The 24,268-nt window shown below is 59.4% G+C and carries 19 protein-coding genes and 1 pseudogene; 12 read left to right on the top strand and 8 right to left on the bottom strand.

Features of this window, described 5'->3' with window-relative positions; all coding sequences use genetic code 11:
* Position 1 precedes the first annotated feature (1 nt).
* From ACFVTJ_RS14590 to ACFVTJ_RS14555, 8 genes are all read left to right on the top strand, one after another.
* Entirely contained in the window at positions 2–2,464 is a 2,463-nt protein-coding gene (locus ACFVTJ_RS14590; protein ID WP_386908494.1) for a glycogen/starch/alpha-glucan phosphorylase, read from the top strand.
* Positions 2,464–4,671, top strand: a complete 2,208-nt coding sequence (gene glgB / locus ACFVTJ_RS14585) for a 1,4-alpha-glucan branching protein GlgB (RefSeq protein WP_386908492.1) — start codon at positions 2,464–2,466, stop codon at positions 4,669–4,671. Before ACFVTJ_RS14590 ends, glgB begins: the two co-directional genes overlap by 1 nt.
* A gap of 21 nt (positions 4,672–4,692) precedes the next feature.
* Positions 4,693–5,955: a glucose-1-phosphate adenylyltransferase gene (gene glgC, locus ACFVTJ_RS14580; RefSeq protein ID WP_386908490.1), complete on the top strand. Its 1,263-nt coding sequence runs from the start codon at positions 4,693–4,695 to the stop codon at positions 5,953–5,955.
* A 5-nt stretch (positions 5,956–5,960) separates the two neighbouring features.
* Positions 5,961–7,403, top strand: a complete 1,443-nt coding sequence (gene glgA, locus ACFVTJ_RS14575; protein ID WP_386908488.1) for a glycogen synthase GlgA — start codon at positions 5,961–5,963, stop codon at positions 7,401–7,403.
* A gap of 4 nt (positions 7,404–7,407) precedes the next feature.
* Positions 7,408–9,036 carry an alpha-D-glucose phosphate-specific phosphoglucomutase gene (locus ACFVTJ_RS14570; RefSeq protein ID WP_386908486.1) on the top strand — a complete coding sequence of 543 codons (1,629 nt, stop codon included), beginning with the start codon at positions 7,408–7,410 and terminating at the stop codon, positions 9,034–9,036.
* A 307-nt stretch (positions 9,037–9,343) separates the two neighbouring features.
* Positions 9,344–11,299, top strand: a complete 1,956-nt coding sequence (glgX, locus tag ACFVTJ_RS14565; RefSeq protein ID WP_386908485.1) for a glycogen debranching protein GlgX — start codon at positions 9,344–9,346, stop codon at positions 11,297–11,299.
* A 54-nt stretch (positions 11,300–11,353) separates the two neighbouring features.
* Positions 11,354–11,842 (top strand): MaoC family dehydratase, encoded by a 489-nt coding sequence (locus ACFVTJ_RS14560; protein WP_386908483.1) that lies wholly within the window; start codon positions 11,354–11,356, stop codon positions 11,840–11,842.
* 22 nt (positions 11,843–11,864) lie between these two features.
* Complete coding sequence (locus ACFVTJ_RS14555; RefSeq protein WP_386908482.1) at positions 11,865–12,905, top strand: DUF2332 domain-containing protein; 1,041 nt, start codon at positions 11,865–11,867, stop codon at positions 12,903–12,905.
* On the opposite strand, the gene ACFVTJ_RS14550 is transcribed toward ACFVTJ_RS14555, so the two are convergent.
* Genes ACFVTJ_RS14550 through ACFVTJ_RS14530 form a run of 5 tightly spaced genes read right to left on the bottom strand, consistent with a single transcriptional unit; the run spans position 12,902 to position 18,395 of the window.
* Positions 12,902–13,456, bottom strand: a complete 555-nt coding sequence (locus ACFVTJ_RS14550; protein ID WP_386908480.1) for a sarcosine oxidase subunit gamma — start codon at positions 13,454–13,456, stop codon at positions 12,902–12,904. The genes ACFVTJ_RS14555 and ACFVTJ_RS14550 overlap by 4 nt on opposite strands.
* Positions 13,449–16,409, bottom strand: a complete 2,961-nt coding sequence (locus ACFVTJ_RS14545) for a sarcosine oxidase subunit alpha (RefSeq protein WP_386908478.1) — start codon at positions 16,407–16,409, stop codon at positions 13,449–13,451. Before ACFVTJ_RS14545 ends, ACFVTJ_RS14550 begins: the two co-directional genes overlap by 8 nt.
* Positions 16,406–16,720 (bottom strand): sarcosine oxidase subunit delta, encoded by a 315-nt coding sequence (locus tag ACFVTJ_RS14540; protein ID WP_173615648.1) that lies wholly within the window; start codon positions 16,718–16,720, stop codon positions 16,406–16,408. The genes ACFVTJ_RS14545 and ACFVTJ_RS14540 overlap by 4 nt, the downstream gene beginning before the upstream one ends.
* Before the next feature lie 11 nt (positions 16,721–16,731).
* The gene (locus ACFVTJ_RS14535) at positions 16,732–17,142 is read right to left on the bottom strand and encodes a hypothetical protein (protein ID WP_386908476.1); all 411 of its coding nucleotides are present in this window, start codon (positions 17,140–17,142) and stop codon (positions 16,732–16,734) included.
* Positions 17,142–18,395, bottom strand: a complete 1,254-nt coding sequence (locus ACFVTJ_RS14530) for a sarcosine oxidase subunit beta family protein (protein ID WP_003522141.1) — start codon at positions 18,393–18,395, stop codon at positions 17,142–17,144. Before ACFVTJ_RS14530 ends, ACFVTJ_RS14535 begins: the two co-directional genes overlap by 1 nt.
* 317 nt (positions 18,396–18,712) lie before the next feature.
* Between ACFVTJ_RS14530 and rpsU the strand changes: the two genes are divergently transcribed.
* Together rpsU and ACFVTJ_RS14520 are read left to right on the top strand one after the other, a co-directional pair.
* Entirely contained in the window at positions 18,713–18,940 is a 228-nt protein-coding gene (gene rpsU, locus ACFVTJ_RS14525; protein ID WP_003498359.1) for a 30S ribosomal protein S21, read from the top strand.
* A gap of 295 nt (positions 18,941–19,235) precedes the next feature.
* Positions 19,236–19,973: pseudogene (locus ACFVTJ_RS14520) on the top strand (tetratricopeptide repeat protein); the annotation flags it as partial.
* Positions 19,974–20,044: 71 nt separating this feature from the next.
* On the opposite strand, the gene ACFVTJ_RS14515 reads toward ACFVTJ_RS14520, so the two are convergent.
* The gene (locus ACFVTJ_RS14515; protein WP_080794423.1) at positions 20,045–20,311 is read right to left on the bottom strand and encodes a DUF6074 family protein; all 267 of its coding nucleotides are present in this window, start codon (positions 20,309–20,311) and stop codon (positions 20,045–20,047) included.
* A 339-nt stretch (positions 20,312–20,650) separates the two neighbouring features.
* On the opposite strand from ACFVTJ_RS14515, the gene ACFVTJ_RS14510 reads away from it, so the two are divergent.
* Positions 20,651–20,929, top strand: coding sequence for an exopolysaccharide production repressor protein (locus ACFVTJ_RS14510; protein WP_386908664.1), 279 nt, complete (start codon positions 20,651–20,653; stop codon positions 20,927–20,929).
* 109 nt (positions 20,930–21,038) lie between these two features.
* Positions 21,039–22,028: a glycosyltransferase family 2 protein gene (locus ACFVTJ_RS14505; protein ID WP_386908473.1), complete on the top strand. Its 990-nt coding sequence runs from the start codon at positions 21,039–21,041 to the stop codon at positions 22,026–22,028.
* A 190-nt stretch (positions 22,029–22,218) separates the two neighbouring features.
* On the opposite strand, the gene ACFVTJ_RS14500 is transcribed toward ACFVTJ_RS14505, so the two are convergent.
* Together ACFVTJ_RS14500 and ACFVTJ_RS14495 are read right to left on the bottom strand one after the other, a co-directional pair.
* Entirely contained in the window at positions 22,219–23,172 is a 954-nt protein-coding gene (locus ACFVTJ_RS14500) for a polysaccharide pyruvyl transferase family protein (RefSeq protein ID WP_386908471.1), read from the bottom strand.
* Between the two features lie 52 nt (positions 23,173–23,224).
* Positions 23,225–24,190 carry a glycosyltransferase family 2 protein gene (locus ACFVTJ_RS14495; RefSeq protein WP_386908470.1) on the bottom strand — a complete coding sequence of 322 codons (966 nt, stop codon included), beginning with the start codon at positions 24,188–24,190 and terminating at the stop codon, positions 23,225–23,227.
* Positions 24,191–24,268: the final 78 nt, after the last annotated feature.

The following is a 24,268-nucleotide window of genomic DNA, read 5'->3' as shown; positions in this document are numbered from 1 at the left end:
AATGATCAATAATCTCAACGCCGCCGATCTTCCCCGCCCCGCCCCGCGCAGTTCCAACCCGGAAATCATGGCGTCGGAAATCATCGAACGCCTTACCTATCGCATCGGCAAGGATGTCAAGGTCGCCAAGCCCCATGACTGGCTGACCGCAACCATCCTCGTCGTGCGCGACCGCATCATCGACAAGTGGATGGAATCCACTCGGAAGGCCTATGCCAACAATTCCAAGCGCGTTTATTACCTCTCGCTGGAATTCCTGATCGGCCGCCTGATGCGCGATGCCATCTCCAATATCGGCCTGATGCACGAAATCCGCGATGCATTGTCCTCGCTCGGTGTCGATCTCGATGTCATTGCCGGTCTGGAGCCGGACGCAGCACTCGGCAATGGCGGCCTTGGCCGTCTCGCCGCCTGTTTCATGGAATCCATGGCGACCGTCGATATTCCCGCCTATGGCTACGGCATCCGTTACGTGCACGGCCTCTTCCGCCAGCAGATGGCGGATGGCTGGCAGGTGGAACTGCCGGAAACCTGGCTGGCGCACGGCAACCCCTGGGAATTCGAGCGGCGCGAAAGCTCTTATGAAATCGGCTTCGGCGGATCGGTAGAGACGATCGGCGGTTATGAAGATCCGCAGCGTTTCGTCTGGAAACCGGCCGAGCGCGTGATCGCCATGGCTTACGATACGCCGGTCGTCGGCTGGCGCGGCACGCGCGTCAATACGCTTCGCCTGTGGTCGGCGCAGCCGATCGACCCCATTCTTCTGGCCGCCTTCAACGCCGGCGACCATATCGGCGCATTGAGGGAGAGCAACAAGGCGGAAAGCCTGACGCGGGTTCTCTACCCTGCGGACGCAACGCCGGCCGGTCAGGAACTGCGCCTGCGGCAGGAGTTCTTCTTCTCCTCCGCCTCGCTGCAGGACATTCTGCGCCGCCATCTGCAGCAGTACCCGGATTTCACTTCGCTGCCGGACAAAGTCTCGATCCAGCTCAACGATACGCATCCGGCGATCTCCATCGCCGAAATGATACGTCTTCTGTGCGATGTGCATGGTCTGGAGTTCGAGGAAGCCTGGAAGATCACGCAGGGCACCTTCTCCTATACCAACCACACCCTGTTGCCCGAGGCGCTGGAAAGCTGGCCGGTGCCGCTGCTTGAGCGCCTTCTGCCAAGACATATGCAGATCGTCTATGCAATCAATGCGAATACGCTGCTCTTTGCCCGCAAGGAAAAGAAGATGGCGGATCAGCAGATCCGCTCCATCTCGCTCATCGACGAAGGTGGCGAGAGACGTGTGCGGATGGGCAACCTCGCTTTCATCGGCTCGCATTCCATCAACGGCGTTTCCGCCCTTCACACCGACCTGATGAAGGAAACGGTGTTTGCCGACCTGCACAGCCTCTATCCTGACCGCATCAACAACAAGACCAACGGCATCACGCCGCGCCGCTGGCTGATGCAGTGCAATCCCGGCCTGACCAGCCTGCTGCGCGAGACGATCGGCGACGATTTCCTCGATGATGCGGAAAAGCTGACAGCACTTGACCGTTTCGCCGACGATGCCGGGTTCCGCGAGAAGTTTGCCGAGGTGAAGCGTCTGAACAAGGTGCGGCTGGCCAATACTGTGGCGCAGCGCATGGGTATCCGCGTCGATCCCTCGGCCATGTTCGACATCCAGATCAAGCGCATCCATGAATATAAGCGTCAGCTTCTGAACCTCATTGAGACCGTCGCTCTTTACGACCAGATCCGGTCCCACCCGGAACTGGATTGGGTGCCGCGCGTTAAGTTCTTCGCAGGCAAGGCAGCGCCGAGTTATCACAACGCGAAGCTGATCATTAAGCTTGCCAACGATATTGCCCGGGTCATCAACAACGACCCGGCCGTGCGCGGGCTTCTGAAAGTGGTGTTTATTCCGAACTACAACGTCTCGCTTGCGGAAATCATGGTTCCCGCCGCCGATCTTTCCGAGCAGATTTCGACGGCTGGCATGGAAGCTTCCGGCACCGGCAACATGAAATTCGCGCTCAACGGTGCGCTTACCATCGGCACGCTCGATGGCGCAAATGTTGAGATGCGCGACCATGTCGGTGCGGAAAACATCGTCATCTTCGGAATGACAGCGGACGAAGTGGCCAAGGCTCGCGCCGAAGGCCACAACCCTCGCGCGATTATCGAAGGATCGTCCGAGCTGTCGCAGGCGCTGTCTTCCATCGCGTCAGGTGTCTTCTCGCCGGATGACCGCTCCCGTTTCGCCGGCCTGATCGACGGTATTTATAACAGTGACTGGTTCATGGTCGCCGCCGATTTCGATGCCTATGCCAATGCACAGCGCGAAGTGGACGCGATCTGGAGCGATCCGGATAGCTGGTACGCCAAAACAGTGCGCAATACGGCGCGCATGGGCTGGTTCTCGTCCGACAGGACAATCCGCCAATATGCCACCGAGATTTGGAGAGCCTGATGAAAAAACCGCTCAATTCGGCCGAAGAGAAAAAGACTGGCGACATCACGAAGGCTGAAATCGAGGCGATCAAGAGCGGTTTGCATTCCAATCCTTTTGCCCTTCTCGGCGTTCACGAAACGCCGGAAGGATTTTCCGCCCGCTGTTTCATTCCCGGTGCAGAGGAGGTTTCCGTCCTGACGCTGGATGGAAATTTCGTCGGAGAACTGAAACGGCTGGACCCCGACGGCTTTTTCGAAGGCCGTATCGATCTTTCAAAGCGCCAGCCGGTGCGGTATCGCGCCTGTCGCGATGATGCCGAATGGGCGGTGACCGACCCTTACAGCTTCGGCCCGGTTCTCGGCCCCATGGATGATTATTTCGTCCGGGAAGGCTCGCATCTGCGGCTGTTCGATAAAATGGGCGCGCATCCGCTGAAGCTCGAGGGTGTCGAAGGTTTTCACTTCGCCGTCTGGGCTCCCAATGCGCGGCGCGTTTCCGTCGTCGGAGATTTCAACAATTGGGACGGCCGCCGGCATGTGATGCGTTTCCGCAAGGATACCGGCATCTGGGAAATCTTCGCGCCTGACGTCTATGCCGGTTGCGCCTACAAGTTCGAGATCCTCGGTGCGAATGGCGAGCTTCTGCCGCTAAAGGCTGACCCCTATGCGCGGCGCGGCGAGTTACGGCCTAAGAATGCTTCTGTCACTACCCCGGAACTGACGCAGAAATGGGAAGATCAGGCTCATCGGGAACATTGGGCACAGGTGGATCAGCGCCGCCAGCCGATCAGCATTTACGAAGTTCACGCCGGTTCCTGGCAGCGTCGCGAAGACGGCACCTTCCTAAGCTGGGACGAGCTCGCCGCGCAGCTCATTCCCTATTGCACGGATATGGGCTTCACCCACATCGAGTTCCTGCCGATCACCGAACACCCCTATGACCCGTCCTGGGGGTATCAGACCACGGGCCTTTACGCGCCGACCGCACGCTTCGGCGACCCCGAAGGTTTCGCGCGGTTCGTCAACGGCGCGCACAAGGTCGGCATCGGTATCCTCCTGGACTGGGTTCCCGCGCATTTTCCCACCGACGAACATGGACTTCGCTGGTTCGACGGCACGGCGCTCTATGAGCACGCCGATCCTCGTCAGGGTTTCCATCCCGACTGGAACACGGCGATCTATAATTTCGGCCGCGTCGAGGTCATGTCCTACCTCATCAACAATGCGCTTTACTGGGCCGAGAAATTCCATCTCGATGGCCTGCGCGTCGATGCAGTCGCCTCGATGCTCTACCTGGACTACTCCCGCAAGGAGGGCGAGTGGATACCCAACGAATATGGTGGGCGCGAAAATCTCGAATCCGTGCGCTTCCTGCAGAAGATGAATTCCCTCGTTTATGGCACCCATCCGGGCGTCATGACGATTGCCGAGGAATCCACCTCCTGGCCGAAAGTGTCGCAGCCGGTTCATGAGGGCGGCCTCGGTTTCGGTTTTAAGTGGAACATGGGCTTCATGCACGACACGCTGAGTTATTTCTCGCGGGAGCCGGTGCATCGCAAGTTCCATCATCAGGAACTGACCTTCGGCCTGCTTTACGCCTTCACCGAAAATTTCGTGCTGCCGCTGTCCCACGACGAGGTTGTCCACGGCAAGGGATCGCTGATCGCCAAAATGTCCGGCGATGACTGGCAGAAATTCGCCAATCTTCGCTCCTACTACGGCTTCATGTGGGGTTATCCCGGCAAGAAGCTGCTGTTCATGGGGCAGGAGTTCGCACAGTGGAGCGAATGGAGCGAAAAGGGCTCGCTCGACTGGAACCTGCGCCAATATCCGATGCATGAGGGCATGCGCCGCCTCGTGCGCGATCTCAACCTCACCTATCGATCCAAAGCCGCCCTGCACGCCCGCGATTGCGAACCCGAGGGCTTCCGCTGGCTTGTGGTCGATGATCACGAGAATTCCGTTTTCGCCTGGCTGCGCACGGCACCTGGCGAAAAGCCGGTCGCAGTCATCTGCAACCTCACCCCGGTCTATCGGGAAAACTATTATGTGCCACTGCCCCAGGCGGGGCGGTGGAGGGAGATTCTCAACACCGATGCCGAAATTTATGGCGGCAGCGGCAAGGGAAATGGCGGACGCGTTCAGGCGGTCGATGCCGGCGGCGATATCGGGGCGATGCTCGTCCTGCCGCCGCTCGCCACGATCATGCTCGAGCCGGAAAACTGACAGACACAGAGGGAGGACACCATGTCGGAAAAAAGAGTTCAGCCTTTGGCGCGTGATGCAATGGCCTATGTCCTCGCAGGCGGAAGAGGAAGCCGCCTGAAAGAGCTGACGGACCGCCGGGCAAAACCCGCCGTCTATTTCGGCGGCAAGGCGCGCATCATCGATTTCGCGCTCTCCAACGCGCTTAATTCCGGCATTCGCCGCATCGGCGTTGCCACGCAATACAAGGCGCATTCCCTCATTCGGCACCTGCAGCGCGGCTGGGACTTCTTCCGCCCTGAACGTAATGAGAGCTTCGACATCCTGCCCGCTTCCCAGCGCGTTTCCGAAACGCAATGGTATGAAGGGACGGCAGACGCGGTTTACCAGAACATCGACATTATCGAGCCCTACGGGCCGGAATATATGGTCATCCTCGCCGGCGACCATATCTATAAAATGGACTACGAATACATGCTTCAGCAGCATGTCGATTCCGGTGCGGATGTGACGATCGGCTGCCTTGAAGTGCCGCGTATGGAAGCAACCGGCTTCGGCGTCATGCATGTGAATGAAAAAGACGAGATCATCGATTTCATCGAAAAGCCGGCCGATCCGCCTGGCATTCCCGGCAATGAGGGTTTTGCGCTCGCCTCCATGGGCATCTACGTCTTTCACACGAAATTCCTGATGGAGGCGTTGCGCCGCGACGCCGCAGACCCCACCTCCAGCCGCGACTTCGGCAAGGACATCATTCCCTATATCGTAGAGCACGGCAAAGCCGTCGCCCACCGCTTCGCAGACTCGTGCGTACGTTCGGATTTCGAGCATGGCCCCTACTGGCGGGACGTCGGCACCATCGACGCCTACTGGCAGGCCAATATCGACCTGACGGATGTGGTGCCCGACCTCGATATTTACGACAAATCCTGGCCGATCTGGACCTATGCGGAAATCACACCGCCGGCTAAATTCGTGCATGACGATGAGAACCGCCGCGGTTCCGCTGTGTCTTCGGTTGTTTCCGGTGACTGCATCATTTCGGGTGCGTCGCTCAACCGCAGCCTTCTGTTCACAGGCGTGCGCGCCAATTCATACTCCCGCCTTGAGAATGCCGTAGTACTGCCGAGTGTGAAGATCGGGCGTCATGCCCAGCTTAGCAATGTCGTCATCGACCATGGCGTGGTCATTCCGGAAGGATTGATTGTAGGAGAAGACCCGGAACTGGATGCCAAACGTTTCCGCCGTACCGAAAACGGCATCTGCCTTATCACCCAATCGATGATCGACAAGCTGGACCTGTAGCGCCGATGAATGTCCTTTCGGTTTCATCCGAAATCTACCCCCTGATAAAGACCGGAGGGCTCGCCGACGTTGTCGGCGCGCTTCCCATCGCGCTGGATGCGCTTGGAATCAAGACGCGGACGTTAATCCCCGGATATCCGGCGGTGAAAGCCGCTGTAACCGATCCCGTCAAATGTTTCGAATTTGCCGATCTGCTCGGTGAAAAAGCCGATGTGCTGGAAGTGCGGCATGAGGGGCTCGACCTCCTCATTCTCGATGCGCCCGCCTATTACGAGCGCTCGGGGGGCCCCTATCTCGACCAGACCGGCAAAGATTATCCTGACAATTGGAGGCGCTTTGCGGCGCTGTCTCTGGCGGCGGCCCGCATTGCGGCCGGCGCTCTTCCCGGCTGGCGGCCGGATCTTGTGCATGCTCACGACTGGCAGGCAGCGCTTTCGCCGGTCTATATGCGTTATGCCGAAACGCCTGAAATTCCGAGCCTTCTCACCATCCACAACATCGCCTTCCAGGGCCAGTTCGGGGCCAACATCTTCAGCAAGCTTGGTCTGCCTGCCCATGCTTTCGGCATGGAAGGTGTGGAATATTATAATGATGTGAGTTTCCTGAAGGGTGGCCTGCAAACGGCGACGGCGCTCAGCACCGTCAGCCCGTCCTATGCCGAGGAAATCCTCACCGCGGAATTCGGCATGGGCCTGCACGGCGTCATCGGCAGCCGCGCCCATGTGCTGCACGGCATCGTCAACGGCATCGACGCCGATGTCTGGAACCCGGCAACGGATCATCTAATCCATGACAATTACTCAGCCGCCAACCTCAAGAACCGCGCACTGAACAAGAAGGCCGTCGCCGAACATTTCCGCATCGATGACGATGAAAGCCCGCTGTTCTGCGTCATCTCGCGCCTCACCTGGCAGAAGGGCATCGATCTCATGGCGGAAGCCGTGGACGAGATCGTTTCCCTCGGCGGCCGTCTGGTCGTGCTGGGCGCCGGCGATGTGGCACTGGAAGGCGCGCTACTGGCGGCGGCATCCCGCCACCATGGGCGCGTCGGTGTCGCCATCGGTTATAATGAGCCGCTGTCGCATCTGATGCAGGCGGGTTGCGATGCGATCATCATCCCCTCGCGCTTCGAGCCCTGCGGCCTCACCCAGCTTTACGCGCTGCGTTATGGCTGCGTTCCCGTGGTTGCCCGAACCGGCGGCCTTGCCGATACGGTGATCGACGCCAACCATGCCGCCATCGCCAATAAATCGGCGACCGGTGTACAATTCTCACCCGTCACGCTCGACGGTCTGAAACAGGCAATCCGCCGCACCGTGCGTTATTATCACGACCCGAAACTTTGGACACAAATGCAGAAACTCGGCATGAAATCCGATGTTTCCTGGGAAAAAAGCGCCGCTCTTTACGCCGCGCTTTACAGCCAGCTTATTTCGAAAGGCCATTGAACCAATGATAAAGACTGTTCAAACGAAGCCCTATCAGGACCAGAAGCCTGGCACTTCAGGCCTGCGCAAGAAGGTACCGGTCTTCGCACAGGAAAATTACGCCGAAAACTTCATCCAGTCGATCTTCGACGCGCTTGAGGGCTTTGAAGGCCAGACGCTGGTGATCGGCGGCGATGGCCGTTATTACAACCGCGAAGTCATCCAGAAGGCGATCAAGATGGCCGCCGCGGCCGGTTTCGGCAAGGTGCTGGTTGGTCAGGGCGGCATTCTTTCCACACCCGCCGCCTCCAACGTCATCCGCAAATACAAGGCGTTTGGCGGCATCGTGCTTTCCGCCAGCCATAATCCCGGCGGCCCGAACGAAGATTTCGGCATCAAATACAATATCGGCAACGGCGGCCCGGCACCGGAAAAGATCACCGATGCAATCTACGCCCGTTCCAAGGTCATCGACAGCTACAAGATTTCCGATGCCGCCGATATCGATCTCGACAAGGTGGGCAGCTTCAAGGTGGATGAACTGACGGTCGAGGTCATCGATCCGGTTGCCGATTATGCCGCCCTGATGGAAGAGCTGTTCGATTTCAATGCGATCCGTGCGCTGATTGCCGGCGGCTTCAAGGTCGTGATCGATTCCATGAGCGCCGTCACCGGCCCCTATGCCGTGGAAATCATCGAAAAGCGCCTGGGTGCTCCCAAGGGCTCTGTCCGCAACGCAACACCTCTGCCGGATTTCGGCGGCCACCATCCCGATCCGAACCTCGTCCATGCCAAGGAGCTTTATGACGACGTCATGAGCCCGGAAGGCCCCGATTTCGGCGCCGCCTCCGATGGTGATGGCGACCGCAACATGGTTGTCGGCAAGGGCATGTTCGTCACTCCGTCCGATAGTCTGGCGATCATCGCCGCCAATGCCAGACTGGCGCCCGGCTATGCCGCCGGCATTTCCGGCATCGCCCGCTCGATGCCAACGAGCGCCGCTGCGGATCGTGTCGCCGAAAAGCTCGGCCTTGGCATGTATGAAACGCCGACCGGCTGGAAGTTCTTCGGCAACCTCATGGATGCCGGCAAGGTGACGATCTGCGGCGAAGAAAGCTTCGGCACAGGCTCCAACCACGTACGCGAAAAGGACGGCCTCTGGGCCGTGCTTTACTGGCTGAACATCGTCGCCGCGCGCAAGGAAAGCGTGAAGGACATCGTCACAAAGCACTGGGCGGAATATGGCCGTAACTATTATTCGCGCCACGACTATGAGGAAGTGGACTCGGATGCGGCGAATACGCTGGTCGCTACCCTGCGCGAAAAGCTCGCGACCCTTCCCGGCACCAGCTACGGTAATCTGAAGGTCGCGGCAGCGGATGATTTTGCCTATAACGACCCGGTCGACCAGTCCGTCAGCAAAAATCAGGGCATCCGCATCCTGTTCGAGGGCGGCTCGCGCATCGTGCTGCGCCTTTCCGGCACCGGTACGGCGGGTGCGACGTTGCGCCTCTATGTTGAACGTTACGAGCCGGATGCGGCCCGTCACGGCATCGAAACGCAGACGGCGCTCGCTGACCTGATTGCCGTTGCCGATACCATCGCCGGCATCAAGGCCCATACCGGCCGTAGCGAGCCGAGCGTTATTACCTGAGGGTTTTGTTCAGTTGCATCAGCCGTTGCTGGAGAGGCGCGGAATCGAAAAGACGGCAGGCGGCCACAAGGCCGTCTGAGAGTAACAGACTTCTCTTCAAACTCGACGTCGTCCTCGGCCTTGCGCCGAGGATCTGCCAACGTATCGTCCAATCAATGCGTAGCTGATGCTCGGGACAGGCCCGAGCCTGACGGAGGAGAGGTTTTGGGTTCGCCATCGATCACAGGCGGACGCATACCCGCCTTCCATTACCGGCCACCCTCTACCGTTACGAAGAAGAAACAACTATCCTCCGGAGAAACAGACCATGCAGACACCTTCCGTTTTCCCCAAAGGTGCAATCCGCACGGAAAACGGAACGGAATTCACGGTCTATTCCCGGCACGCCTCGCAGATCGATCTCTGCCTGTTCGATGACACTGGCGAGAAAGAGACGGCACGTCTGCCGATGAGACGCGGTGAAGACGACGTTCATCGGCTCACGCATGCGCAGGCCGGTCCTGGCACGCGATATGGCTTCCGTGCCCACGGCATTTACGCCCCTGAACATGGCCTGTGGTTTGATCCTGCAAAGCTGCTGCTCGACCCCTATGCCACGGAGATCGACCGTCCCTTTCGTCATGACCCTTCGCTTTATGCTTTCGGCGCGGAAACCGGCGCGGTCATGCCGAAGGCGATCCTTTCCGAGCATGAGACGGTCAAGCGCCAGCCGCCTTGTTTTGCCAAAGGCGGACTGATTTACGAGCTTGCCGTCAAATCCTTCACCCAGTTGCATCCTGACGTACCCGACGAAATCAGGGGCACCGTCGCCGCACTTGCCCATCCCGCCATTCTCGCGCATTTAAAAAAAATCGGCGTCGATGCGGTGGAATTGATGCCGATCACCGCCTGGATCGACGAACGCCACCTGCCGCCGCTCGGGCTTTCCAATGCCTGGGGTTATAATCCGGTCGGATTCATGGCGCTCGATCCGCGCCTCTGCCCCGGCGGCGTGCGGGAGCTGCGCGACACCGTTGCGGCGCTGCATGCGCAAGGCATTGGCGTCATTCTCGATCTGGTATTCAACCATACGGGTGAAAGCGATATCGAAGGCTCGATCCTATCGCTGCGCGGTCTCGATAATCTCACCGCCTTCCGCCACCCGCAGGGAAAGCCGGGCGTGCTCATCAACGATACCGGCACCGGCAATACGGTCGCCTGCGACCATCCCTATATTCGCCAGCTCATCATCGATTCGCTGAAGCATTTCGTTCTCCATGCCGGCGTGGATGGCTTCCGTTTCGATCTCGCGCCCGTGCTGGGGCGAACAGCCGCGGGCTTCGACATGGCGAGTGAAACCCTTGCGACGATGCATTCAGACGCCATACTTTACGACCGGATATTGATTGCAGAACCCTGGGATATCGGCCCAGGCGGTTATCAACTCGGTAACTTCCCCGAAAGCTTCCTCGAGTGGAACGATCGTGCCCGCGATGACATGCGCCGGTTCTGGCGTGGTGACGCCGGCACGACCGGGGCGCTGGCCGATGCGCTGTCCGGCTCCTCACCGATATTTTCCCGCCATGGCCGTTTGAACACCCGCAGCGTCAATTTCCTTGCCGCCCATGACGGTTTCACCCTGTTCGATCTCGTCAGCCATGAACGCAAACACAATGACAAGAACGGCGAGAACAATCGCGATGGCCACAATGACAACCATTCCTGGAATAATGGTTTTGAGGGCCTGACCGACAATCCTGCCATTATGGCCGCTCGGCTTGCGGATGTGAAAGCGCTGCTTTCCACGCTTTTCGTCAGCCGTGGCACCCTGATGTTGACGGCAGGCGACGAAGGCGGGCGCAGCCAGCAGGGTAACAACAATGCCTATTGTCAGGACAATGAGATCAACTGGGTCGACTGGTCATCGCTCGTCCCCGAATTGATCGACCATACGGCGTTTCTTGCCACGTTGCGCAAGCGCTTCGATGTGTTTTCGCAGACCGGCTTCTTCTCCGGCAAAGGCGATGTGACATGGCTTGCCCCAGGCGGGGAGCCGATGACGGTTGCGGACTGGGAAAGACCGGATGCCCAGGCCTTTGCCATGCTGCTTTCCACCCTCGACCGGGAGACCGGCAAGAATACCGAGCTTGCCATCCTCATCAATCGCGGACGAGAGATCGTGCCCTTTATTCTCCCCGGCGATGGCTGGAACGCCATCGGCACGGATTTCGGCAACCCGGCCTTCCTGCCCGCCCGTTCGGTGGTGTTTTATCTCCACAGTTGATCCACTCGCGTCACGAGCCGTATAAGTCGCAGGAAACAATACGGACGAGGTAACATGACAAAAGAAATTGCGCTGGCGGACATGAAGGATCTCGTCGGCACCGAAATGGGCGTTTCCGACTGGATTACCGTCGACCAGACAATGATTAACGCTTTCGGGAAAGCGACGCGGGATGAGCAATTCATCCATATGGACCCCGATCGCGCCCTTGCGGAAAGCCCTTTTGGCGGCACCATCGCCCATGGGTTCCTGACGCTCTCGCTGCTTTCAGCGCTGAATTACGACGCCCTGCCCCGCATTCGCGAGCAGACCATGGGCATCAATTACGGCTTCGATGCCGTCCGTTTCGTTGCCCCGGTGAAAAGCGGCGCGCGGGTGCGCGGTCGCTTCACGCTGGCGGAAGCGCGTTTTCGCGGCGCGGCCATGCTGATGACGACCTATGACGTGACGGTGGAAATCGAAAACGAGAAAAAGCCCGCACTCACCGCCCGCTGGATCACCATCAGCCAGTTCAACCCGGAAGACAGGCCGGAGGACGCCTGAACCGCAGCAAGGGAGCGACCGCATGCATGACGAAGCCGTAAGGAATGCATTTCTCGTTCAGGCAAGCGCCTGTGACAGCCTCGGCTCTCCCTTCACGGCACGGCTTTGCCGCGCCGTGGCAACAAAGCTCGACCGCCAGACGGAGGTGGGCGAGCGGATTTTGTCCTGGCCCGGCGATGTTGGTCCTTCCGGCGATTCCGTTCCCCTGCGCTTGGCGGGCGCCCTGCACGCGCTTGCCATCCAGGAAAAGATCGCGCCGCTTGTCGATATGGCGCCTGATGACGAGGAGGCGCTATGGCAGGGCTGCTCCAGCGCCCTGCGCTTCCATTCGGCCTTTATCCTCGAAAGGCTGAAATCGCCGCCGCAGACCAATGAAGTCCGCCGTTCCGCCGTGCTGTTGCCGGGCTTTCTTTCAATAGCGGAGCGCAGCGGCAAGCCGCTCGTGCTGTCCGAGGTGGGAGCGAGCGCCGGGCTCAACCTGCAATTTGACCGATACAGCTATCGTCTCGGTGACGTTACATGGGGCAATCAATCCGATGTTTTCCTGTCGCCGGAATGGCGCGGCGACGCCCCACCGGATGGGCGGATAGAGGTTGTCGAACGTGCCGGATGCGATCTCAACCCGCTCGACCCTTCCTCGGCCGAGGACCGCCTGCGGCTGATGTCCTATATCTGGGCCGACCAGACGGACAGGCTGGAGCGCACCGCCGCAGCGTTACGGATCGCGGTGGAGAACGGCCTGCGGGTGGAGAAAGCCGATGCGATCGACTGGCTGAAGCGGCGCCTTTCCACTCAGCATCCTGGTGCGACGCATGTCGTCTATCACTCCATCGCCTGGCAATATCTGCCGGATGCCCTCAAGCGGGCAGGAGAAGCATTGATCGCCGAGGCTGGAGCCCGCGCCACGCCGGAGGCGCCGCTTGCCCGCCTGCAAATGGAGGCGGATGCGACACCGGGTGGCGCTGCCATTACCCTGCAAATCTGGCCGACGGGTGAGGGACAGGAGATCGGCCGTGCCGATTTCCATGGGCGATGGGTGGAATGGCGGGGATGGCGGCGTTAAACCGCCACGTCCTCCGCCGCTTCCTGCAGTAGGCCACCAACATAGGTCGCGAAGGAACGCCAGCACTCCACCCGGAACGTGTCGTCCGCCGTGCGCAGTAGCACGACTTCTGCCTTGCCGAACACGGTGCGCGAGCACGCCCCGACCGGGAAGCTTGTTAGCGACAGATCCTGCGGGCAGCCGGCATTCAGCGCGGCTTCAGCGCCAGCACCCGACACGATGATGGCGTTGTTGCGATGGGAGACGTCCGTTGCCGAGAACAGATCGGACACATTGGCAAGCGCCGCCACCAGGTCGCTTTCGCCCTGATCAATCACCAGCCATTCATCCGGCCCCAGCCAAAGGGCGGAGCGCAGACCTGAGGTTACCGATGTTTTTGGCCTTACAGGCAGGGCAATACCAAGCGCTTCTGACAAGGCAGGGATGGCGCTTTCCCGCGCCCGCAGCGATAGCCGCGACGCGGAAGCCGCGGGCTTTAGCGAAACGAAGGGCGAGCCGCCATGGAAATCCTCGAGCACGGATTTGCGTTTTGCGTGCAGCATATCAGCCATTGAGACGGGCTCCTTCCTTGTCGAGGAAGACCATGTCGGTCACTTCGACGGCAATGGTTTTATCGGCAAGCGGAATATAGAGCGTTTCGCCCATGCGCGCCCTGCCATCCGCCACCAAGGCAAAAGCGATGGAGTGGCCGAGATTTTCCGACCAGTAGGCTGAGGTGACATGGCCGAGCATGGTCATCGGCTTCGGTTGGTTTGGATCGGCAACGATCTGGCCGCCCTCATCTGGCACGGTCAGCCTGTCTTTCGTTTTCAAACCGACGAGCTGCTTGCGGCCGCTTCGTGTCAGATCAATGCGTTTCAGGCCGCGAATGCCGACGAAATCCGTTTTCTTCTTGGAGACGGCCCAGGCGAGCCCGGCATCGTCAGGGGTCACCGTGCCATCCGTGTCCTGGCCGACGATGATATAGCCCTTTTCGGCACGCAGGATGTGCATGGTCTCGGTGCCATAGAGGCAGCCGCCAACGGCTTCTGCCCTCTCGCGTATCGCGGACCAGACGGCTGCACCGTAATCGGCCGGCACATTGATTTCGAAGCCGAGTTCGCCGGTAAAGGACACGCGGAAAAGCCGCGTTGGCACGCCGCAGAACTTGCCCTCTGCCACAGCCATATGCGGGAAGGCCTCCGGCGAAATGTCGATGCCCTCGACGAAAGGCGCAATGACCTCCCGCGCCTTCGGCCCCTGCACGGCAATCACGGCCCATTGTTCGGTAGCCGAGGTGAGCCAGACATTGAGATCGGGGAATTCGGTCTGGAGATAGTCCTCCATGTGCTGGAGAACGCGCGGTGCACCGCCCGTGGTCGTCGTCACATGGAAACGGTCTTCGGCAAGGCGCCCGACGACACCGTCATCATAAACGAAACCGTCTTCGCGGGTCATGATGCCATAACGGCAGCGGCCGGGTTTCAGTGTATCCCAGGCATTGGTGTAGATGAGGTTCAGGAACTTCGCCGCATCCGGCCCGACCACTTCAATCTTGCCGAGGGTGGAGGCATCAAACACGCCGACGCTTGTCCGCACCGTTTTGCATTCGCGGTTGACTGCCTCATGCATGTCCTCGCCCGCGCGCGGGAAGAACCAGGCACGTTTCCAGTTGCCGACATCTTCGAACACCGCACCGGCCGCCAGTTCTTCGTCATGCATCGGCGTCTTGCGAGCCGGATCAAACAGCGCGCCGCGTGAATGATTGATGAGCGTGCCGAAGGTAACCGGCGTATAGGGCTGGCGGAAGGTGGTGAGACCGACCTTGGGCAAATCCCGGCCGAGCGCTTCCGACGCAATCGCAAGGCCATGCATGTTCGACATCTTGCCCTGGTCGGACGCCATGCCATTGGTGGTGAAGCGCTTGATGTGTTCGACCGAATGCATGCCTTCGCGGACGGCAAGGCGAATATCCTTAGCGCAGACATCGTGCTGGAAATCGATGAAAGCCTTGACGCCGGTGCCCTCGCCTGCGCCTTCGGCAGCGCCGATCATTCCGCCTGTCCAAGCCCGGGCATTTTCACCGGAAAACGCCACCGAACCGCCGCCAGCAACTGCCGCCTCCGCAATGATCGCGGCAACATCATCCGTGCCGTTACAAGCGCCGATGGAGACGCAGTTCTGCACATGGATATCCGGCAGGAAGCGCTGGTTAGCCGCGTCAAATTTCAGCTTTCCGCGTGATTGCGAGAAGAGATGCACTGAAGGCGTCCAGCCCGCCGAAACCACAAGCGCATCGATGGCGATCTTGCGTTTGTTGGAGCCACCATTACGACCAACGGTCATGGAAGATACGCGCAGGCGGCCGGCGGTGTTATAAACGCTGTGACCGGCCAGCACTTCGATGCCGAGCGCCCGGGCCTCGTCCAGCAGACGCTGGTCCGGATTTTCCCGGCAATCGACGATGGCGGCGATCTTCACCCCGGCCTTCTTCAGATCGAAGGCAGTCTCATAGGCCGAATCATGCGCCGTGTAGACACCGACATTGTGGCCTACGGACACACCATAATGGTTGAGATAAATGCGGGCCGCTGAAGCCAGCATGATGCCGGGCCGGTCATTATTGGCGAAGACCATATGGCGCTCGATCGCACCGGCCGCCAGCACGACCTTTTTGGCGCGGACCTGCCAGAGGCGCTCGCGCGGCTGGTGTCTGGCAGGCGTCGCGAGATGATCGGTAACGCGTTCGGCAAGCGCGACAAAATTATGGTTGTAATACCCAAAGGCCGTCGTGCGGGTCAGAACCCGGACGTTGGGCATGGATTGCAGTTCGGCAAGCACCTTCTGCGCCCATTCATAACCGGGCAGGCCGTCGATTACAGCGCCAGTGTCGAAGCGCAACGCACCACCGACCTCGGCATTCTCATCAACCAGAATGACGCTGGCACCGGTTTTTGCTGCGGCAAGCGCCGCCGTCAGGCCGGCGAGGCCTGCACCAGCGACGAGCACGTCGCAATGGGCATAACGGCCGGAATAGTGATCCGCATCCGGCTCGCTCGGCGCCTTGCCGAGACCGGCAGCACGGCGGATCAGCGGTTCGTAAATCTTATGCCAGGCGGCCTTCGGCCACATGAAGGTCTTGTAGTAGAAACCGGCCGCGAACATCGGCGACAGAAGATCGTTGATAGCGCTCAGATCGAAAGACAGCGACGGGAAACGGTTCTGCGAGGCGATAATCGCCCCGTCGAACACTTCCTGCACCGTGGCACGCACGTTCGGCTGCTTGCGCAGGCTGTCGCGCGACACGTCGATCAGCGCATTCGGCTCCTCCGGCCCGGCGGAGAGGAAACCGCGCGGACGGTGATATTTGAACGAACGACCGATCAGATGCACGCCATTGGCCAGAAGTGCCGACGCGACGGTGTCGCCCTCCAGCGCCGGATAGATCTTGCCGTCGAAGGTGAAGCGCGCGGTTCTCGCCGGCGTGAGACGTCCTGCGCCCTTGATACGATAATCGCCGCTCATTGCCCGGCTCCCTTTTCTGCGGAAAGAACCGTTTCAATATCGGGTTTCGGTTCACCCGCTTTGTAGGTCATCAGGAATTTGTCGCTCACCGAATCACGGGCGGCGTTGAAAAAGCGACCGCAGCCGTGAATGTGACGCCAGCGCTCGAAAACAAGGCCCTTGTCATTGTCGCGGATGAAGAAATATTCCGCGAAGGCCTCATCGGAGATATCGGCGATGTTTTCCGGCCGGGCGATATGGGCTTCGCCCGCCCAGCGGAATTCCAGTTCGGAACGGTCTTCCCCGCAATAGGGGCAATGGATCAGAAGCATCGTCGCTCCACCTAGAGAGAATTTTCCGGAAGGATCGTTCCGGCGGGTTGGTCACACAGCCGCTTCCCCATGGCTACAAAAGGGGAAAGCCGCTTTAAAAGCTGCTCGAAATTATCAAAGGGGCGCAACGCCGAGGCCCGGCCCATATTGACGATGGCGACCGCCATCATGTCGGTATCGATCGCGAAGGGATAATCCTGCTCGCCATCCTCACTCTCTCCGACGAAATAAACCATCTTGTTCGCGAGACTGGGAGCACACAAAAGCAGGCCTTTTTCCGCCTTGAACGGCCAGTCTTTCTCGCCCTGCATCTTCGCAATCTTCTGACTACGAAAATCCCTGGCCTCGGGAATGACGTTGCCGATGGGCACGGCCTCGGCCGCGCCTGATATATTGATCGCAAGCATGGCAGCCGCCAGCATCAATGCGCCACCGCGGCAGCGGCAGCCTCATCGATCAGGCGGCCGGTACGGAAGCGGTCCAGCGTCAGCCCGGCCGCCAGACGATGCGGCTCCCCGCGGGCAATGAGATGCGCGAAGAGATTGGCCGAACCCGGCGTCGCCTTGAAGCCGCCCGTGCCCCAGCCGCAATTGACGAAGAGATTCGGCACCGGCGTTACGCTCTGGATGGCGGAACGATCGGGTGTGTTATCGGTGATGCCACCCCACTGGCGCATCATCTTCACACGGCGGAAGATCGGAAACAGCTCGCAGATAGCGTCCAGCGTGTGGGTGATGATCTGGAGACCACCGGTCTGCGAATAGGAATTATACTGGTCGGTGCCGGCACCGATGACCAGCTCGCCCTTGTCGGATTGCGAAATATAGGCGTGCACCGTGTTGGACATGACGACGCAGGGGAAGATCGGCTTCAGCGGCTCCGAGACGAGCGCCTGCAGCGGGTTGGAATGCAGGGGAACGCGAACATCCGCCATTTTCATGATGACCGAGGAGTGACCGGCAGCGGAAACCCCGATTTTCTTCGCGCCGATGAAACCGCGATTGGTCTCCACACCCGTCACCGCTCCGTCCGGTCCGCGGCGAATGCCCGTGACCTCGCAATTCTGGATGATGTGCACGCCGCGATCGGAAGCAGCACGCGCATAACCCCAGGCGACAGCGTCATGGCGAGCCGTGCCGCCGCGGCGCTGAAGGGCCGCGCCATTGATCGGATAACGCGCATTGCCTGATATATCGAGCGGCGGGCAGTACGCCTTTGCCTGCTCCGGCGTCAGCCATTCATTGTCGATGCCATAAAGACGGTTGGCATTGATATGCCGGCTGAAGGACTGCCGGTCATGGATATTGTGCGACAGCATCATCACGCCGCGCGCCGAATACATGACGTTGTAGTTGAGATCCTGGCTCAAGCCTTCCCACAGTTTCAGGGAATGCTCGTAAATATCCATGCTCTCTTCATAGAGATAGTTGGAGCGGATGATGGTGGTGTTACGGCCGGTGTTGCCGCCGCCGAGCCAGCCTTTTTCCAGAACCGCGACATTGGTAATGCCGTGTTCCTTGGCCAGATAATAGGCGGCGCCCAGACCATGTCCGCCGCCGCCGATGATGATGACATCATAGTCCTTGCGCGGCTCGGGTGAGGCCCATTGCGCATCCCACCCTTTATGGCCCCGCAACGCCTCACGCGCCACGGCAAAAACGGAATATTTGCGCATTCGCAGTCTGCTCCTCAAGAACCGGCCAGCGGCCGTCAATATAAGCCCGGCCAATATCATACACATGGCAAATCGTGATGGGAGGCAATATTCATTTTGCGACGCCGCAATGATTTTGTTTCGACATCGCCGGCAGAATTCGGGATAAGCCGCATTTTGCCGGGTGATTGTGCGCTACCGGCTGGACTTGGCGCAAATGATCTGTTATTGCACGTCACCAATCGCCCAGCTCGACAGCCGGACGAACCATTTTTTGTTTGCGTGCGAATGCCTTTATTCTCACAGCAAGATAACCAAACTAAAGGAACGGGTTTAACGTGCAGGTACTAGTCCGCGACAATAACGTTGATCAGGCGCTCCGCGCCCTGAAGAAAAAGATGCAGCGCGAAGGCATTTTCCGTGAAATGAAGATGCGCGATTATTACGAAAAGCCCTCCCAGAAGCGCGCTCGCGAAAAGGCGGAAGCCGTTCGCCGCGTTCGCAAGCTGGCACGCAAGCGTGCACAGCGCGAAGGTCTGGTTGCAGCCCCCCGCGCAGGCCGTTAATAGGCCGTCTTTTGGACGTTTTTGAATGCTTGTTGGGCGGGGGCGATCAATTCGCCGCCGCTCTTTGTGTTTGTGGCCGGAGAATGTTCTTGAGAACGATCGTGAGACCGGCCTGCGAGGGAACCCACACCGAATGATCGCTGTCGATGCCTGTGTTGTGAAAAACGCCGATGCCTCCGCGCGCCGGGTGCCATTGAAAAACAACAGAGGGTTCCGCGCTTCTCTGGTCGTCTGCACCATCCTTGCCGGTCTTTCCGGCTGCGCGACATCCAACCAGACCGAAGATGTGTTCCGGATCGACCGTGCACAGGGTTCGCAGGAAAACATCGCCTCGCTCACCTCGGTCATCAACGCCAATCCCCAGGACCCTGAAGGTTACAACGTCCGCGGCTCGGCCTACGGCCGCGCCGGCGATTCGCGTCGCGCCATCGAGGACTTCAACAAGGCGCTGCAACTGAACCCGCGCTTCTATCAGGCCTACGCCAACCGCGCGCTGGTTTACCGCAATAGCGGCCAGCAGCAGCAGGCCCTGCAGGACTACAACGCCGCCCTGCAGATCAATCCGAGCTACGATGTGGCGCTGATCGGACGTGGCAATCTTTACCGCCAGTCCGGACGCGTGAACGAAGCTTTCAACGATTTCTCCCGCGCCATCGAGCTGGAAACCACCGACGGACGCGCTTGGCACAATCGTGGCCTGATCTACCAGCTGCGCAACCAGCATGCCCAGGCTATCGAGGACTTCTCCAAGGCGATCTCGCTGTCGTCGACGTCGCCCGAGCCCTATAATGGCCGCGGCCTTTCTTATGTCGCGCTGAACGACGATGAAAATGCCTTCGCCGATTTCAACCACGCCATTTCGCTTGATGGGAATGTGGCGGAATCCTGGGCGAACCAGGCGCTGGTCTATGAGCGCCGCGGTGAGATGGCCAAGGCTGCCAAGTCCTATGCGCATGCGGCGCGACTCGATCCCAAATACAAGCCCGCACTGGATGGCGTTGCCCGCACGCGCGGCGCCGCTGGCGCCTCCTGAGGCGTCCCGAACCAATAAAAAAGCCGGCTGGTTTATAACCCGCCGGCTTTTTTAATGAAGAAAAAGAACCATCAATGGCTGTCGCGGCGTGCCTCGGGCGCAGCATCCCCCGCCCACAATTCAGCCTGCACGGCGTTTTGAAATTCCATGACCTCGCGCCGCATGGCGGCGTCCTCATAGCCAAGCGCCGTCAGACGGGCGGCCAGTTCACGGCACTCCCTGCGCCAGAAATCATTCGCCTCCACACCATGCAGCCGGTCGAGCATGGTTGCACATCGTTTTACGTCGGCAATGCGGTTCTTTGCCGGAAAGGCGATTACTTCTGAACTCGTCGTCACGCGGGCACCCTGCTCTTCGAGGAATCAATACCGACTTTTTAAAGGCGAGATGGTTAACGAAGTCTGCAGAACGGGACAGACAACCCGCGAGGGCCGCCAGCAGCACGGTTCTGGCGCTTCCAGACGCAGGAAGCGGTCTCGTCAGGCATGCTTGATCGGCGCGGATCGGCAGTTATGGAGGAATTTACCAATCAAGATTACCGAAATTTCATGCCGCAACCGTTAGAAGAAGTATATGTGTGTTGAAACAGCACCGGTCTCATCGTATATTTCTTGCAAAGAAGAAAAATGCCGCAGAGCAGTCAAAAATGGAGAAATCGTTCTCGGGAGGAGAGCACCATGTATGCACCTCGTGTTTTTTTCAGCATGATTGGTGCATTGCTCGCCTTTGCGGTGGCGACATATTTCATCCACGGCTCTTTCTATACGGCATTCATTCAGACCCTCATCTGTGCGGTCATTCTGCAAGTCGGTTATTTTATTGGAATTCTGGTTCTCGTCGCCCGAGAAAAACGGCGGATGCGGGAAACCTTTTCGCGTGATCGCAGCGCCGAGACCATGACGGCGGAACCGGCAAAAAGCGCCCCACTGCACGGCGCTAAACTCACCGATATGTAAGCTTTTACGCAGCTTCTTTTATTGCGCCGCAAAAAATCGCTTGCATCCATACGCCTGACACTTTCTGCTGGCCAAATCCTGACCGTTGGTCAAAGCAGAAGGACACCACATGGTGAGCGATTCACAGCCCATTTGCGTCATCATCGCTGCGAAAAACGCATTTGAAACCATCGATATCGCCATTCGCTCCGCTCTTGTGGAGCCGGAGGTCGGGGAAGTCGTGGTTATCGACGATGGCTCCACCGACACAACGAGCGACGTGGCGCATGCGGCAGATGATGGCACGGGCCGTTTGCGGGTCGTGCGGTTCGATGTGAATCGCGGTCCCTCCGCCGCGCGCAACCACGCGATTTCGATTTCATCTGCCCCGCTCATCAGCATTCTGGATGCAGATGACTTCTTTTTCCGGGGCCGTTTCGCCGCCATGCTGGCCGATGACAACTGGGATCTTGTGGCCGACAATATCGCCTTCATCCAGCAATCGGTTCCCGGCGCTTCCTCCATGCAGCCGGCCCGTTTCGAGGCGCAGGCGCGGTTTTTATCGCTCACGGAATTCGTGGAGGGCAATATCTCCAGGCCCGGGGTGGAGCGCGGGGAAACCGGGTTCCTGAAACCGGTGATACGCCGCTCTTTTCTCGACAAGCATGCGCTGCGTTATGACGAGGCACTGAGGCTTGGCGAAGATTATGAGCTTTACGTGCGGGCACTTGCCGCCGGCGCGCGTTACAAGGTTATTCGCCATTGCGGTTACGGCGCGATCGTGCGCGGCAACTCGCTGAGCGGTCGGCACGGGACCGAAGATCTCCGCCTGCTCTACGAGGCGGACAGGGCGATTCTCGCCGGCTGCCGGCTCTCGACAGAGGAAACGGCGATCCTGCGCGAGCATGAGAAACATATCCGCGCCAAATTCGAGCTTCGTCATTTTCTCGATACGAAAAAACAGAAAGGCATGGGCGGTGCGCTGAGCCACGCCCTCGCGCGGCTGCCAGCCCTGCCCGCCATCACGCGCGGCATCTGGAGCGACAAGACCGCCCGCTTCCGCAAATCGCCACCGGTGCGGGATGTGCGTTATCTGCTGGACGGCACGCCGGTTTCGTGAGGGAAAAGGCGACCTACGCCAATTCCTCGCCGTCATCCTCGGGCTTGTCCCGAGGATTTACTCACGTATCTTATGATCGGTCGGTTGCAGATGCTCGGGACAGGCCCGAGCATGACGATAGAGACCCTAGAGGATGGCATCCTCAAGCAAAGGCCGGCAGAAAATTCTCTGCCGCATCCGCCCCTTGCCCTTAGAGATAATCCCGCTTTACCGTTTCCAGCACGGCGGCAAAACGCTCCTTGCGCTCCTCCAGCCGGCCGTCTGGGCTGAGACGTGGTTCCGAGCGGCTTGCCTGCCAGAGCGCCAGCGTGGAAGGCGCGGCCAACACCTGCTTGGCAAGCTTGCGCAGCGAGCGGGATTGCGTTTCTTGCGGCCGCACCAGCACGTCACCCTCATGCGCCGAAACAGAACCGGGCTCTGCGATAACCGGACCGGGCGGCGGCGGGAAGCTCATGCCCCAGAAGCGCGAGCCCTTTTTCGCCGCCTCGGCGCGGGTTGAAACGGGCACATAGCGCGGCTGATATTCGACACCGACGCTGCCGGCCCAGTCGCTCCATTTGAAGCTGTTGATCGACGGTGAGGTGCTGACGGCGACCCATGGCACGCGGAAGGCATCCGCCAAGATTGCGCCGTGCATGGATTCAGCCACGATGAATTCCGACTGGGCAATGGCGCGGATGACCGCTTTCGCTTCGCCGCGCGGGTCGAGATAGGTGAGGCCTGCTGGCTCACAGACCGTTTCCCACATGCCGAATTCCGCCGATTCCCAATGGGGAACGAAGGTCTTCTTGTAGAGTTTCGGCAGGCCTTTGAAATCGGGCATCTCGGTGACCATGACGGCCGGATCGACGATGCCCTTTTCGGGCGCGAGCCCCAGCTTGGCGGCGGTTTTTTCGCCGCGCACACAGCGAATGTCCCAGAACTCGGTGCTGGTATCCGGCACCGCGCCGTAACCATAACCGCTGCCGATCACCAGCTTGCGCTGTTTTCCCGGCAAAAGAACATCGTTCAGGACAGTGCCGACTCCGACGAGCATGACATCGTCATGCACATCGCGCAGGCCCGGAAGCAGAAAGTCCCACAGCCACAGGTTGAGATCGTCACCGAAATTTCCGTGATGAGATTCCCAGTGGTAAGGTTTCATGAGGTCACTCCTGGGTGAAAAAACACATAAATTCTTGCGGGCGAGAATTCGCTCATCGCAAGCGAACGATTTTTCCGGCGCCGAGTTCGAAAGCGGCACGCAGCAGGGCCGGATCACGCATCGCCCACTTCAACAGCAGTCCGAATTCGGGAGCCTTGCGCCGTTTCAGATTGCCCGCCTGGCTCCACAGGGCCTGTTTGCGCGCCGTGTTTTTGTAGGACGCAATGGAGGCGACATCGTCCGGCCGGCGTGAAAAACGCCCCTCCAGCGTATCGAGCGCCACCCAGGTATTGAACTGCTGGCGCAGGAATTCCGGCGAAGTATTGTCGATGCTGTGGAAGATATTGACGCCCATTCCGCGCATCGCACCGGCATCATCACAGAGCAGTGTCCGCTTCGATGCGAGGATGGAATCACAGAAAAACAGCACGTCTTCCGCCGCCAGTCTGAGCGCCGGATCGAAGCGGATTTTTTCAAAGAGAGGACGGCCGATCACCATGCAGGAGAGGTGCAGGAAGCTCCAGTTGCGCAGCATGACACTTGCCAGATCCGGCAGTTCGATCACCAGCGGTTTCTCGGAAAGCCGTGCGGCGCCCTCATTTTTCTCCAGCTCGGAAATGGCGAAATGATAATAAAATTCGTCACTTGCCTGCATTGATGCCCAGTAGCACTCGCCGCCATAGGTCTTAAGCGCAAACGCCGCATTCTGCAGATGATCCGGCGTCCAGATATCGTCGGAATCAAGAAAGGCAACATAGTCGGTGCCGTCAGGCACATGGTCGAGACCGGTGTTGCGCGCGCCGCCCGGGCCGGCATTGGCCTGCTTAATGACAAGAATCCGGTCTTTCTGTTCCTGCGAAAGTTCCGCAAGTTCCTGATCGATCGGGTATGGCGATTCGTCATCGACGATGACAAGATCGAAGTCCTGGTAGGTCTGCGCAAAAACCGATGCGAGTGCACGTCCCAGGACACCGTGCTGCTTTTGGTAGTAGGGAATGACGACAGTAAATCTTGCCATTGTTTCGCCCCTTGCGTTGATCAAGAAGTGTCGGGCCCGATCCTAAAAGCGGCCCCGATGGTATCGGCAACTCCCAAC

This window comes from Agrobacterium sp. NPDC058088 (assembly GCF_042885035.1).
Taxonomy (GTDB): domain Bacteria; phylum Pseudomonadota; class Alphaproteobacteria; order Rhizobiales; family Rhizobiaceae; genus Agrobacterium.
Note: the sequence above shows the minus strand (reverse complement) of the source record. Positions and strands in the feature narration are given on the sequence as shown.

Coding starts and splice junctions, on each gene's coding strand:
- ACFVTJ_RS14590 (WP_386908494.1), top strand. CDS start 2: ATGATCAATAATCTCAACGCCGCCGATCTTCCCCGCCCCGCCCCGCGC.
- glgB (WP_386908492.1), top strand. CDS start 2,464: ATGAAAAAACCGCTCAATTCGGCCGAAGAGAAAAAGACTGGCGACATC.
- glgC (WP_386908490.1), top strand. CDS start 4,693: ATGTCGGAAAAAAGAGTTCAGCCTTTGGCGCGTGATGCAATGGCCTAT.
- glgA (WP_386908488.1), top strand. CDS start 5,961: ATGAATGTCCTTTCGGTTTCATCCGAAATCTACCCCCTGATAAAGACC.
- ACFVTJ_RS14570 (WP_386908486.1), top strand. CDS start 7,408: ATGATAAAGACTGTTCAAACGAAGCCCTATCAGGACCAGAAGCCTGGC.
- glgX (WP_386908485.1), top strand. CDS start 9,344: ATGCAGACACCTTCCGTTTTCCCCAAAGGTGCAATCCGCACGGAAAAC.
- ACFVTJ_RS14560 (WP_386908483.1), top strand. CDS start 11,354: ATGACAAAAGAAATTGCGCTGGCGGACATGAAGGATCTCGTCGGCACC.
- ACFVTJ_RS14555 (WP_386908482.1), top strand. CDS start 11,865: ATGCATGACGAAGCCGTAAGGAATGCATTTCTCGTTCAGGCAAGCGCC.
- ACFVTJ_RS14550 (WP_386908480.1), bottom strand. CDS start 13,456: ATGGCTGATATGCTGCACGCAAAACGCAAATCCGTGCTCGAGGATTTC.
- ACFVTJ_RS14545 (WP_386908478.1), bottom strand. CDS start 16,409: ATGAGCGGCGATTATCGTATCAAGGGCGCAGGACGTCTCACGCCGGCG.
- ACFVTJ_RS14540 (WP_173615648.1), bottom strand. CDS start 16,720: ATGCTTCTGATCCATTGCCCCTATTGCGGGGAAGACCGTTCCGAACTG.
- ACFVTJ_RS14535 (WP_386908476.1), bottom strand. CDS start 17,142: ATGCTGGCGGCTGCCATGCTTGCGATCAATATATCAGGCGCGGCCGAG.
- ACFVTJ_RS14530 (WP_003522141.1), bottom strand. CDS start 18,395: ATGCGCAAATATTCCGTTTTTGCCGTGGCGCGTGAGGCGTTGCGGGGC.
- ACFVTJ_RS14510 (WP_386908664.1), top strand. CDS start 20,651: ATGTATGCACCTCGTGTTTTTTTCAGCATGATTGGTGCATTGCTCGCC.
- ACFVTJ_RS14505 (WP_386908473.1), top strand. CDS start 21,039: ATGGTGAGCGATTCACAGCCCATTTGCGTCATCATCGCTGCGAAAAAC.
- ACFVTJ_RS14500 (WP_386908471.1), bottom strand. CDS start 23,172: ATGAAACCTTACCACTGGGAATCTCATCACGGAAATTTCGGTGACGAT.
- ACFVTJ_RS14495 (WP_386908470.1), bottom strand. CDS start 24,190: ATGGCAAGATTTACTGTCGTCATTCCCTACTACCAAAAGCAGCACGGT.